Source organism: Prosthecobacter sp. (assembly GCF_020439865.1).
In the GTDB taxonomy this organism is placed as follows: domain Bacteria; phylum Verrucomicrobiota; class Verrucomicrobiia; order Verrucomicrobiales; family Verrucomicrobiaceae; genus Prosthecobacter.
Map to the genome: position 1 here is coordinate 1 of NZ_JAGRPF010000139.1, position 13,394 is coordinate 13,394.

Genomic DNA, 13,394 nt, shown 5'->3' on the forward strand with positions numbered 1-13,394 from the left:
GACTGGGAGCACATCTTTGGCAAACTCGGCGTCCGCTGGTTCCACACGGGCGGCATCTTCGCCGCACTTTCCGCCACGACGGCCGAACTCACCGTTGAAGCGGTCAAGGCCGCCAACAAGCACGGAACGATCGTCAGCTACGATCTCAACTACCGCCCGTCGCTTTGGAAAACCATCGGCGGCCTGGCGAAGGCGCAGGAGGTCAATCGAGAGATCGCGAAGTATGTCGATGTCATGATCGGCAACGAGGAGGACTTCACCGCCTCGCTCGGCTTTGAGGTCAAAGGCGTGGACCACAACATCTCCAACATCGAGCTCGACGCTTTCAAGGCGATGATCGAAACGGCGGTGAAGGAGTTCTCGAACTTCAAGGTCGCCGCCACCACACTGCGCGGCGTGAAGACCGCCACTGTCAACGACTGGTCTGCGATCCTCTGGCACGACGGCCAGTTCCACGAAAGCCGCAAGTATCCCGGCCTCGAAATCCTCGACCGCGTCGGCGGCGGCGACAGCTTCGCCTCCGGCGTGCAATTCGGTTTCATGGAGTTCAACGACGCTCAGAAGGCTGTCGAATACGGCGCCGCTCACGGCGCCCTCGCCTCCACGACACCCGGCGACACCTCGATGGCGACCCGCAAGGAAGTCGAGAAGACTATGGGCGGCGGTGGCGCGCGTGTGGTGCGCTGATGCCGGTGACGATGATCGTGCATGCTGTTCACGCTGAAGTGTGAACAGCATGTGACGTGCTTCTTGCGGAGTTATCCGTAAAACCTACTCTCCGCATTCCACCGAAATGGCCTCCACTGACTTCACGCCCCCTCACGTTTACGAGCAGCCCTATCCGGCGTTCGACATCAACGCCATCGAAACACCCGCCTACGTGGTGGACACGGCGCTGCTGCGTAAAAACATGGAGAAGCTCGCCGGTGTGCAGCGTGAGTCAGGCGCCAAAGTCCTTCTCGCGCTTAAGGGCTTCTCGATGTTCAGCGTGTTTCCGATCATGCGCGAGTATTTGAGCGGTTGCTGTGCTAGCGGATTGCACGAGGCGCTGCTGGCGCAGGAGTTCGGCAAGGAGGTGCACGTTTATGCGCCTTCGTTCAAAGAGGCCGAGATGCGCGCGATCATTCCCATCGCCCATCACATCAGTTTCAATTCGCTCGCCCAGTTTCGGAAGCACAAGCCGATGCTGGATGCGGCGAAGGCTGCGGGACATGCGCCAAGCCCGGGCATTCGAGTGAATCCGGAGCATTCCGAGGTCGAGGTGTCGCTCTACGATCCTTGCTCACCCGGCTGCCGCCTTGGCATTCGTGCTGACACGCTTGAAGGCGAGGATCTGAACGGCATCGAGGGCCTGCACTTCCATGCGCTGTGCGAGCAGGACTCCGACGTGCTGGAGCGCACGGTTGCCGCTGTTGAAACGAAGTTCTCCCATCTCATCGAACGAGTGCAGTGGGTGAACATGGGCGGCGGGCATCACATCACCCGCAACGACTACGACGTGGAGCGCCTCGTCCGTGTGTTGCGCACCTTCCGCGAGAAGTGGGGCAAAGAAGTCTATATCGAACCCGGTGAAGCAGCGGGCCTGAACACCGGCTATCTCGTCGCTGAAGTGCAGGACATCGTGCCGACACCCGTTCCCACCGCGATCCTCGACATCTCCGCCACCGCGCACATGCCGGACTGTCTGGAGATGCCCTACCGTCCGCACATTTTTGGTGCGGGCAAAACAGGCGAATTCGCGCATGAGTATCGCATCGGCGGACCCACCTGCCTTGCAGGTGATGTGCTCGAAGGTTTTTCCTTTCCTGAGCCGCTCCGTGTTGGTCAGCGACTGGTGTTCGCTGACATGGCACACTACACGATGGTGAAAACGACCACGTTCAACGGTGTGCCGCATCCGGACATCGCGATCTATGATCCGACGACGCAGGGATACCGCGTGGTGCGTCGCTTCGGCTACGAGGATTTCCGGAACAAGCTCTCTTGACGCGACCTCGCTGTCACAAAAGCACCAAGTTTGGCTTCATTCGTGTCTGGCCCGGCAAATCGGCGGACGTACTCTGCGTATGCTTACCATGCGCTCGTTCCTCGCATTCCTCCTCGCCGTTCCGTTTGTCGCCTCCGCTCAGCCGGTGACCAAGAAGATTGACCTCCTCGAAGTCATCAAATCCGGCAACGTGGAGCACCACGTCAACCCGAAGGCCGACTTTCACGATGATCCAAAGGATATCTGGACATTTGCCAAAGACGGCACCTTCAACATCTCCGGTCGCGGCTACGGCTATGTCGCCACGAAGGACATCTTCCGCGACTACCATCTCGTCCTCGAATTTAAGTGGGGCACGAAGACCTGGGGTAAGCGCGAGAAGGCCGCAAAGGACAACGGCATCCTCCTGCATGCCTACGGTCCGCACGGCGCTTACAGCGACACCTGGATGGCGAGCATCGAGGCGCAGATCATCGAAGGCGGCGTGGGCGACATACTCGTGCTTTCGCCGAAGCTCGCCGATGGCACGGAGCTGACGACATCGCTTTCTTCAGAATACACGCTCGATCGCGACAAGGAGAAGATTTGGAAGAAGGGCGAGCCGCGTCAGACGGTGACCAAAGGCCGCATCAACTGGAAGCATCGCGATGAAGACTGGGCGGACAAAGTCGGTTTCCGCGGCAAGAACGATGTCGAGTCGCCGCCGGGCGAGTGGAACCGCCTCGAAGTCATCGCGAAGGGCGACACGCTGCAGTATTTCGTCAACGGCGCGCTGGTGAACGAGGCGTTCGATTGCAAGCCAAGCGAAGGCAAGATCCTGCTCCAGACCGAAGGCGCGGAGATGATCGTGCGCCGCTACGAGTTGTATCCGCTCGGCGAGTTCAAAGAGAAGTGGAGCGCCATCCAGGCCAGCGGCGGCAGCGACATCGGCGAAGTGCGCGACGGTCAGAGCAAACCGCTTTCGCCCGAGGAATCGATGAAGCGCATCCAGCTCGACGGCGACTATGAAGTGCAACTCGTCGCCGCCGAGCCGCTCGTGCTCGATCCCGTTGAAGTCACCTGGGACGCGCAGGGCCGCATGTATGTGGCCGACATGCGCGACTATCCGCTCGGTCCGCCGAACCCGAACGACCCATGGCTCTCGCGCATTCAATTGCTCACGGATGAAGATGGTGACGGTCGCATGGACAAGGCGGTGACCTTTGCCGATCACGTGGACAACGTGCAGGGCCTGCTGCCCTACAACGGCGGACTCATTGCCACGACGCGTTCGCAGGTTCTCTTCCTCAAGGACACGAACGGCGATGGCAAGGCGGACGAAATCAAACCGCTGATCAAAGGCTTCAATCCCCGCCACGCCCAGCTTCAAGTCAGCGCCCCGCGCTGGGGACTCGACGGCTGCGTGCATTTCAACAACGGCCTCGACGCGAAGGAGATCTATCCCGCCGATGCCCCCAAGGACGTCGTCAATGTGCCCGGCTCCAACTTCAAATGGGACCCACGCACCGACAAGATCACGCCCACCGGCGGCAAAGGACAATACGGCGGCGCCTTCGACGACTACGGCCATCATTTCTACTGCTCGAACCGCAACCCGCTCATGTTCACCGTCATGCCCTACGAGGCCATGCTGCGCAATCCGCACGCCGGCATCACGCAGGTGCATGAAGACATCGCCACGCCCGGCGCAGAGACGCGGGTGTATCCGCTGCAAATCACCCACACTACTGCGGACGCGCACGCGGGCACGAACACGGCATGTTCCGGTCTCGGCGTGTATCGCGGTGATCTCATGCCCGAGCTGCGCAACAACGTCTTCGTTCCCGATCCCACCGGCCAGCTCGTCACGCGCTACAAGATCGAGCCCAATGGCGCTTCGTTGAAGGCAACCCGCATCGGTGACCGCACGGAGTTCTTCCGCAGTGCTGACGAATGGTGCCGCCCCGTGAACTTCACCACCGGCCCCGACGGCGCGATCTACATCTGCGACATCTACCGCCGCTGGATCGACCACGCCCGCTTCTTCCCCGAAGAGTTCGTCAAAACCCACGACATGCGCCAGGGCGAAAACGAAGGCCGCATCTGGCGTGTCGTGCCCAAGGGTACGAAGAAGCTCGTCGCAAAGGTTCCCGGCAAATACCACGCCATCCCTGAAACAGGCTGGGGCGATGTGCCCGCCGAGCATGCCGACCGCGCCCTCTTCCTCAAAGTCCCCGGCATCAGCGACGCAGGCGAGCTCGCCACCATCCTCACCCAGCACGCCGACGATCCATGGATGGCCAAAATGGTCGCCTCCGCTGCAAGCGGAAAGATGGGCACCATCCTCAGCAAGCTCGGCAGCGACTTCTTCAAGACGTTCTCTGAAACTCGCAGCACCACGATTCGCACCTTCGCCGCGGGTTCGCTTGCCGACGGTCAGACTGATGACGTGAAGGCCACGCTGTCACTGCTCCAGAAATCCCCCGGTGAACTCCTGTGGTGGAAACCCGCACTGCTGCAAGGACTCGCCAGGCTGCCGAAAGGTCACGAAGACGCCGCCAGGGAAATCGCCGCCCTGCAATCGGAGATCGATGAAATCATCGCCAACAACAAAGCCCCGCTTGATGAACGCCTCGCCGTGCTGCCGTTGCTGGCTTCGCGGAAATGGGCCGCGGTCGAGCCGGTCGTGAAGAATCTGCTCACCACATCGCAACCCACCGAACTCAGCGCCGCCACACTCGTCCTGCTGAAAAAGTATCCCGCCACCAGCACCGCTCCGCTCATTTACGAACTGCTGCCAAAGGCAGGTCCTGCGTTGAAGCGAGATCTCGTGCCGATCCTCACCGGGAACGCCACGACCGCGCTCGATCTCTTCAAGCGCATGGAGAAGGGCGAGTTCCCCACCGCCTGGGTCGATGTCGAGACGCGCTGGCGTTATCAGCGCGGCAAGGGCGAGATGACCGACCTCGCGAAGAAGCTCTTCGGCGAGGCCAGCAGCGACCGCGCCGCTGTGGTGAAGGATTACATGGCCGCCACCACGATACACGGCGATGCGAAGAAAGGTCAGGCCGTGTTCGCCACCATCTGCATCACCTGCCACAAGCATGGCGACATGGGCGTCGATGTCGGCCCGCCGCTCTCCGATGTTAAAGTGAAGCCGCCGGAAGGCATCCTCTCCGACATCCTCGATCCGAACCGCATGTTCGAAGCACGCTGGACCGCTTATCAAATCGACACGAAGGACGGTCGCAGCCTGAGCGGCCTCATTCAAAGCGAGAACAGCGACAGCGTCGTCCTCGCCATGATGGGCGGAGCCAAAGAGACGCTACCGCGCAGCGCCATCAAGGAGATGAAGTCCCTCGACCGCACCCTCATGCCCGTCGGCCTCGAAGCCGCGATCACGAAGGAGCAGATGGCCGACCTGATCGCGTTTTTGCTGGGGAAGTGACCGTGACCTGATTATCGCTTCGAGGCGTGGCGTCTTATGCGAAACCGTCTCTGATGCTTGCGGTGGCGGTTGTGGCGGCCAGCGTGGGGAACGAATCCAAAGATTAGTCTTGCTTTGAACGTTCTCTCTACGCTGAAATTCCTCCATGCCTGCCAGCACTGACCAACTCCGAGCCCAACTGCGCCGAACACCGGCTGACTGGGGTGTTCGCCTCGAACTGGCGGAGGCGCTGGTGCGTGAGGGCAGCGGCCAGCAGGCGGCGCTCCTGATCTCCACAGCGCCCAAAGAGCCGCCGGACGTGGATTCAGTGCTCCGTGCGGCGCTGTTGGTGATGAAGCTCGATCCGAAACTCGCGATGCGTTTCACGGATCGCGCGCTGGCGCAGGATGAGTTCAATGTCGAGGCGGCGCTGGTGCGTGCGCGCATTCATCAGCTTCGCAATGAGTCCGAGGAGGCTCATCGCTTTGCCGTGGTGGCCTCCACACTGGATCCGGCACGCTGCGCCAGGGAAACGTCCTTGCTGAACTGGCTGGCCGCCGAAGGTCTGCCGATTGAGACCAGCGGGGTCGCGGAGTCGCATCAGAGCGAAACTGAGCCGGTGGCATCGCCCGCGGTCGAAGTCGAAGATGCGGTGGCGGTTGTTTATGAAGAGGAGGAAGAGGAGCCGGTGCTGTCTGTGGTGGAAGAGCAGCCGCCTGCTCCTGTCGTTCCAGTGAAGTCTGCGGCAGTTGCCGAAACAGAAGACGAAGATCCGGTGCTCGCGGCTGTGGCCGTGGAGCCTCCGAAGCAGGAAGCCCCGGCGGTGCCGGTGGCGAAGACGGAAGTGGCAAAAGTGGAGACAGAGGTCGCCGAGGCGCCGCCGTTGGTTGCAGATGAAAAACCTGTGATCGACGGCCCAGCTCTGATCGCTCCGCGTCCGAACAGTCATGTCGTGCAAAAGGCCTCTGCAATCACGGTCGCCTTGGTGGTGCATGTGATTTTGATTCTGCTCCTGGGGCTGCTCGTGGTGATCGTGCCGGAACCTCCGGTGGCGGAGCTGGTGGGCATCGTGGCGCCTGAGGCGGATCAGGAGCAGCCGGAAACAAAGCAGGTGATGCCCACGGCGATGCCGACGTCAACGGCGGTCGCCGCAGCACCTGCGCGTGCGATCACCGCCGCGGGTGTTTCGTCCGTCGCGCTGCCGGATTTCGAATCGAAAACTGAGGGCCCGCAGGTGATGGACATCGCCACGACCGACCTCGGCGCCAGCTTTGCGATGCCGTTCTCTCCGAAAGGCACTTCGCAGGTGAATTTCTTCGGCATTAAATCGCAGGGCAAACGCGTTGCCTTCCTGATTGATGCCGAACGCTACATGCTGACCGATCCACGCGGCGGCTATCCTGCTTATCAAATCGTCAAGGATGAGATCGCGGGCATGATCGGCAAACTCGGTCTGGAGACCTACTTCAACGTCATTTTGTACGAGGGCCGGGGTGTTTCGGCCTACTCCGACAAGCTTTTGCCGGCCACGACCGCCAACAAGGACAAGATACGTGACTGGCTCTATCCGGTGAACCGGGACTTCGAAAAACTGGGCATTCGGCCCATTGGCTATCCGGTCCAAACGGTGAGCAGCGAGGTGGAGCCGGTCGAGGCGCAGCATCTTACCGGCTACCTGCGTGCGATCCAGTTCGCGCTCGAATGTGATGTGGACGCAGTCTTCATCATCTGCAGCGGTTATCGCAGCATGGAGATTCCCAGCAAACTCACAGCTGAGGAAAAGGCGAAGGAACTCAAGCGCCTCAAGTGGACCGACAAGGATGCTCAGGCCTGGCGTGATGCCGTAAAAAAGGGTTACGACTGGCTGGCCAAGGAAAACGCCGCGCGCAAGGCCAAGGGCATCCCACAGCGCGTGATCGTGAGCATCGGCGAGGTGTGGCGTGACATGGGATTCCGACCTCCACGCTCACCACCGAACTTTGACACACAGGTTACCGCCGAGATGCGTGAGGATCAGGTCAAGAATGCCGTCCGTCTGCACTACCAGCTGAAGAACAAACCGAAGCCGCAGATCAACTTCGTGATCTTTATTGGCAAAGATCAGGACAAAGAGAAGGTGCCTTACCTAGAGCACTTTGAGAACATCGCGCGACGTGCGCGCAGCGGTAAAGTGCGGGTGTTGCAGGGGCTGGCGTCGTTGAAGAATGTGACCGGGAAGTAATGAGGAATACTGACTGCTAAGTCAGTGCGCTCACTCCTCGGAAGCGCCCTCTTCTCCATGACCTTCTTCAGCCATGCGCTGGATCGTGCCACTGAGGAGTTCGATGTAGCCGTTCACATCCATGCTCTCGGATTCAGGCTCGCCTCGCACGGCGTAAAGCCATCCCTGTTCATAGGGATCGCTGCGGACGATGCAGGCATCGACCTTGAGTTCCGGATTGCCTCCGGCGAAGGCGCCGTTCATCACGCAATAGACGTCCGATGCCGCTTTGAAACCTTCCACCCAGCCGATATTGTCTCCGGGGGTGACCTTCGCACCCTCACCGGGCTTCCATTCGCAATCCACAAGCTCTCCGAGCATGCGCGTGGCGAACTTGGTGAAGCCAACGCGCCAGAGATTCGATTCTCCTTCCACCGGAGCCATCCAATAGTGGGAACGAGAGTAGCGAAAGGTGTCGGGGAAGCGGGCGGAAAAGCGGGCGTGCTTAAAGCGGACGAAATTCAGCGGCATGGAACGGTCGAGGCAGGGAGGAGTCCGACGAGAAGACAGTGAAGATCACCCGTGGCGTCGCAGGCCTACGAGGGCGAGCGCCACGCCGACTAGGAAGTGCACAGCAAGCATGATCATTGCGAGATCAGGCGTGGCGAACCACGTCTTCACCATCTGGTCGATGGGAGTGAAGTAGGCGGTCTTCTCCAGCGAATGGATGATGCCCGACCAGCCGTAATGCGCGGTGACAAACGGATGGACGATGTGCCCGAGAGTCTGGGGAAAGCCCAGCAGAGCTCCGCAGAGCAGCACATTGGCGCTCAGCACCGTGAGCGAAACGCTATGGGCGCGCTCTTTGCTGCCGGAGTTTGCGGAAATGCCCAGGCAGATCGCGGCAAAGGCGGCGCCGGACATGGCCGGCAGAAGCAGCTTGGCAAGGCCGCTGCCCGGAAGGCCGCCTGACACGATGTCCAGGAACATCTCCATCCAGACGCTTTGAACGAGAATGATCGGCAGCATGAAGAGCAGGGAGCCCAGCAGCCATGCCATTGGCGTCACACCGCCGATGCGCTCACGTTCGTAGATCGCGCGCCGTGAGGCGATCTCACGCGCTCCGAGACGCTGCGCCATGAAGAGCACGAGCAGCACCTGGATCAGCACGATCATGGACAACGTGTAGGAGGCAGGCCAGATCACTTCGGCGTTCACAGCACCACCGCGCACTTCCTTGATCAGTTTCAGGTTAGGCAGCAGCAGCAGGGCTGCAATGACGGGCGCGCCGACGAGAAGCGAGGCATGCACGATCCATTCACGCGGCGTGCGCCGAAGCAGGGACCAGCGGCGTTTGAGAAGGTGCCGCGCCTGGCTGAAGGTGCCGGGAAGGGGAATGATCGGACGCGCTTCGACTTCTGAGGTCTTTCGGGTTTCGTCCTCTTCCGCCGCGCCCCGCTGCTTCATGATGATGGTGCGATCTTCGTCACCGGGGTCTTCCTCGGCGGCAGAGAGATTCTCCCCACCACCACCAAGCTTGAAGGCGGCATAGTAAGCGTCGCGATGCTTCATCCAGGAGTCACCCCAGCGCTGCGCGGGACGTTTGGCGAGTCGGGCATAGACTTCATCATAGGTCGGGACCGTGAAGTAGTGCGGCACCGCGCGGGCCGGACCATGGAAGGCCACGTAGCCTTCATGCATCACCACCACCGTGTCGTAGGCACCGAGATTTGCCAGCGAGTCCGTGGCATGAATCACGATGCGATCGGGGCGGTCACTGGCCACCAGCTTGAGAAGGGCCTCAAACTCGCGCTCACTGCGGACGTCCAGGCCCACGGTGAAGTCATCGCACAGCACGATCACCGGATCCGCCACCAGGGCGAGGCCCAGCTTCAGGCGACGGCGGTGGGGCAGCGCCAGCGCGGAGGTGCGTTCAGTGGCGATGTTTTCAAGACCCACGGTGACCAGCACATGCGAGACGCGGGAGAGCACCTCGTCCTTGGTGCGGCCGGCACCGCGCAGCATCGCCGCGCTGATGAGATTTTCGCGCACCGTCAGGTGCTCGATCAGGCCGTCATCCCCCGCGGGGACCCAGCCGAGCTGGTTGGCATACAGCGGTTGTTTTACCAGATCCCGCCCGCGCAGCATCACGCTTCCTGCCTCGGGTTCCGTCAGCCCGGCCAGGATGCGCAGCAGTGTCGTCTTGCCGCTGCCGGAGGGACCGATCAGAGCCAGCACATGACCGCCCGGCGCCGTGAAACTCACCTGCTCCAGCACACGGAGCGGCTCCTTGTTTCTTCCGGGAACAACATGGGACAGATTGTTGATTTCGAGCATGACTGCGATCTAAGCCGGTCTGGTAGAAAGAGCAAAGTTCAAAATTCACCCTTCCTTTCCCCGGTCCGTGCTCTATTCCTCCGCACCCATGGCCTCCTTCCTCCAAGTTCACCCCGCCGACGACCTCATCGTGGCCCTGCGCGATCTCGATGCCGGCGCCGAAGTCTCCCTCAACGGCCACCGCTGGACGCTGCGTGAAAAGATTCCCGCCAAGCAGAAGTTCGCCGCCAAAGACTTCGCCGTGGGCGACATCGTCACCATGTATGGCGTCATCGTGGGCAAGGCCACGCAGCCCATCGCCGCCGGAGCACTGGTGCACACGCACAATGTCGTCCACGCCACCTCCAGCTTTTCCGGCAAGCAGAGCGACTACGTCTGGACGCCGCCTGACGTCTCGAGGTGGGCCGGCCGCTCGTTCAACGGCTTCAAACGCCGCCAAGGACCTGCCGGCACGGCGAATCACTGGATCGTCATCCCGCTCGTCTTCTGTGAGAACCGCAATCTCAACTTCATGCGCGAGGCCCTCACCCGCAGCCTCGGCTATGGCAAGACCTCGCCGTATGAGCAGTTCGCGCATCGTCTGGTGCAAATGCAGCGCGAAGGCGCGTCGAAAGCGCAAATCGAAGCCGCGATGCTCGAAGCGGAAACGTCCGCTGTCTCATCGCGTGTCTTCAAGAACATCGACGGCGTGAAGTTCCTCGAACATGGCCTCGGCTGTGGCGGCACACGACAGGATGCCCAGGCGCTCTGCCGCATCCTTGCTGGTTACATTCATCATCCGAATGTCGCCGGTGCCACCGTACTCAGCCTCGGCTGCCAGCATGCGCAGGTCAGCCTGCTGGAGCAGGAGCTAGCCGCACTCTATCCGAAGCTCGAAAAGCCGCTCCTCGTTTACGAGCAGCAGAAGAGCAAATCCGAGCGCGACATGCTCGCCAACGCCATCCGCGACACTTTCCTCCAGCTCGGCATCGCCAATGAGCAGACGCGCGAGGCCTGTCCGATCACCAATCTCTTCCTCGGCGTCGAATGCGGCGGCAGCGACGGCTTCTCCGGCATCTCCGCCAATCCCGCCATCGGTCATGCGTCGGATCTCCTCGCGGCGCTCGGCGGTGCGCCGGTGCTGAGCGAGTTCCCCGAACTCTGCGGCGTCGAGCAGAGCCTCAGCGACCGCTGCGTCACCGCCGCGCTTGCCGACAAATTCGTGCACCTCATGCGCGCCTATGAAAACGCCGCGCAGGCCTGCGGTTCCGGCTTCGACGCCAACCCCAGCCCCGGCAACATCCGCGACGGCCTCATCACCGACGGCATCAAGTCCGCAGGCGCGGCCAAAAAAGGCGGCACCAGCCCCATCGTCGATGTCATCGACTATGGCGAGCCCGCCCGCCAGCGCGGCGGCCTCACGCTCTGCTGCACGCCCGGCAACGACGTCGAAAGCACCACCGCCATGGCCGCCGCCGGCTGCAACGTCATGGTCTTCTCCACCGGCCTCGGCACCCCGACCGGCAACCCCGTCTGCCCCACGCTCAAAGTCTCCACCAGCACCGGCCTCGCCACCCGCATGCCCGACATCATCGACTACGACGCCGGTCCCATCATCACCGGCGAAAAATCCGTCCCCCGGGCCGGCGAAGACCTCTTCGATCTCATCCTCGCCACCGCCAGCGGTGATTACACACCGAAGGCCGTCGCACTCGGGCAGGACGACTTCCTGCCGTGGAAGCGCGGCGTGTCACTTTAATCCGACATCGCCATGATCAAAAACATCGCGTTGATTCTGCTGGTTGCTTCGCAATTGCATGCCAAGAAAATCTCCGTCGCGGATGCGACTGCATTCGCTGATGCTGCCAAAGCTGTCGCCGCCGGTGACACTCTCATCCTTCAAGACGGCATGTGGGCGGATGCGCGGTTGAAGATTCATGCGGAAGGCACAGTGGAGAAGCCGGTGACGATCAAGGCGCAGACGCCGGGAAAGGTGGTGCTCACGGGAGACTCGCGCATCTCCATCGCGGGCCAGCACATCGTCGTGGACGGCCTGTGGTTTCAGAATCCGACGGGCGAGGAGGCGATCGAGCTGCGCATCGATTCGGATGAACTCGCCAGCGACTGCCGCATCACGAATTGCGCGGTGACGAACGAGTTGCAAGCGGCCCCCGGAAAGTCGGCGCGGTTTGTGTCGATCTATGGTGCGCGGAACCGCATCGATCACTGCTACATCGCCGGGAAGACCAGCGAAGGAACGACGATGGTCGTGTGGCTCTCGAATGAGGCGAAGGATCAAGGCAAACACCAGATCGATCACAATCACTTCGGCCCGCGCCAGAAGCTCGGCAAGAATGGCGGCGAGACGATCCGTCTCGGTGACAGCAAGACCTCGATGCAAACCGCCGCCTGCATCGTGGAGCACAATCTCTTCGAGAAATGCGATGGCGAGGCCGAGTGCATCTCCAACAAGTCCTGCGGCAACATCTACCGCTTCAACACATTCAAAGGCGTGTCAGGCACGCTGACGCTGCGGCATGGCAACGGCTGCACGGTGATGTTGAACGATTTCATCGGCGACGGTGCCAAGGGAGCCGGTGGTGTGCGTATCATTGGTGAAGGTCATGTCATCGAAAGCAACCACTTCGTGAATCTCACGGGGGACAACGAGCGCAGCGCCATGTGCTTCATGCTCGGCATTCCGAACTCGCCTGACAACGGCTACTTCCAGGTCAAAAACGCCAAGGTGACGAACAATGTCTTCATCAACTGCAAACATAACATTCTCATCGGCATGAAGGGTGACAAAAAGGCAGTGCTTCCACCCGTGGACACCGAGATCAGCGGCAATGCAATTCAGACGACGAACGGCGAGGCATTCGAAATCCTATGCGCCGCCGATGGTGTGACGATGAAGGACAATTTCACGGGCAGGGACGAGCCCGAGGGAATCCAGTCGCCCGTTCCAGAACCAACCAGCCCGAATTGGTGGAAGTAGCTTCGACTGGCAATCGAAGCCGAGTGCCCACTTGATTCGACTGCCAGTCGAATCTATCCGGACGCATGCGCACCAACGTCCTTCGCACTCCCCTCACCTGCTGCTGTCGCAAACCCATGACCGGCTTCTATCGCGACGGCTACTGCCGCACCGGTCCCGGTGATGTGGGGCTGCACACCGTTTGCATCGAAGCCTCGCGGGAGTTTCTGGAGTTCTCGCGTGCCATGGGCAACGATCTCAGCACTCCCGCTCCCGAGTGGGATTTTCCCGGCCTGAAACCCGGCGATCGCTGGTGCCTCTGCGTCACACGTTGGAAGGAGGCGTTCGAGGCCGGAGTGGCTCCGCCAGTGTCACTCTCTGCCACACACGAGTCCGCACTCGAATGGGTGGATCTCGAAGACCTGAGGGCTCACGCCCTCGATGATCCGGGTGAAGTGGAGCAGTGATCAGATTGCAGGGCAGGGTATTTGCGGAAATGCATTTCGCG

Annotated in this window: 9 protein-coding genes; 7 read left to right on the top strand and 2 right to left on the bottom strand. The window is 61.2% G+C overall.

The genetic code is table 11. The annotated features are described in order from the left end of the window. The 4 genes from KDL09_RS16620 to KDL09_RS16635 form a co-directional block, all read left to right on the top strand. On the top strand, positions 1-687 hold a 687-nt coding region (locus tag KDL09_RS16620; RefSeq protein ID WP_294387479.1), incomplete at its 5' end, for a PfkB family carbohydrate kinase. Positions 688-793: 106 nt separating this feature from the next. After that, complete coding sequence (gene nspC / locus KDL09_RS16625; RefSeq protein WP_294387482.1) at positions 794-1,987, top strand: carboxynorspermidine decarboxylase; 1,194 nt, start codon at positions 794-796, stop codon at positions 1,985-1,987. An 88-nt stretch (positions 1,988-2,075) separates the two neighbouring features. Further along, positions 2,076-5,414: a PVC-type heme-binding CxxCH protein gene (locus KDL09_RS16630; protein ID WP_294387485.1), complete on the top strand. Its 3,339-nt coding sequence runs from the start codon at positions 2,076-2,078 to the stop codon at positions 5,412-5,414. A gap of 145 nt (positions 5,415-5,559) precedes the next feature. Beyond that, a complete protein-coding gene (locus KDL09_RS16635; protein WP_294387486.1) occupies positions 5,560-7,614 on the top strand; it encodes a hypothetical protein in 2,055 nt (684 codons plus the stop codon). Between the two features lie 30 nt (positions 7,615-7,644). Here the strand turns inward: KDL09_RS16635 and KDL09_RS16640 are convergent, their stop codons facing one another. Both KDL09_RS16640 and KDL09_RS16645 read right to left on the bottom strand, forming a co-directional pair. Continuing rightward, the gene (locus tag KDL09_RS16640; RefSeq protein ID WP_294387489.1) at positions 7,645-8,124 is read right to left on the bottom strand and encodes a glycine cleavage system protein H; all 480 of its coding nucleotides are present in this window, start codon (positions 8,122-8,124) and stop codon (positions 7,645-7,647) included. Between the two features lie 45 nt (positions 8,125-8,169). Next, entirely contained in the window at positions 8,170-9,930 is a 1,761-nt protein-coding gene (locus tag KDL09_RS16645; protein WP_294387492.1) for an ATP-binding cassette domain-containing protein, read from the bottom strand. 88 nt (positions 9,931-10,018) lie between these two features. Here KDL09_RS16645 and KDL09_RS16650 point away from each other — a divergent pair, with 88 nt between their 5' ends. The 3 genes from KDL09_RS16650 to KDL09_RS16660 all read left to right on the top strand — a co-directional run bounded on the left by KDL09_RS16650 (position 10,019) and on the right by KDL09_RS16660 (position 13,353). Continuing rightward, positions 10,019-11,668 carry an altronate dehydratase family protein gene (locus KDL09_RS16650; RefSeq protein ID WP_294387496.1) on the top strand — a complete coding sequence of 550 codons (1,650 nt, stop codon included), beginning with the start codon at positions 10,019-10,021 and terminating at the stop codon, positions 11,666-11,668. A 12-nt stretch (positions 11,669-11,680) separates the two neighbouring features. Further along, positions 11,681-12,907 (top strand): polysaccharide lyase 6 family protein, encoded by a 1,227-nt coding sequence (locus KDL09_RS16655; protein ID WP_294387498.1) that lies wholly within the window; start codon positions 11,681-11,683, stop codon positions 12,905-12,907. A gap of 65 nt (positions 12,908-12,972) precedes the next feature. Further along, positions 12,973-13,353 (top strand): DUF2237 domain-containing protein, encoded by a 381-nt coding sequence (locus KDL09_RS16660; protein ID WP_294387499.1) that lies wholly within the window; start codon positions 12,973-12,975, stop codon positions 13,351-13,353. The last annotated feature ends 41 nt before the right edge of the window (positions 13,354-13,394 follow it).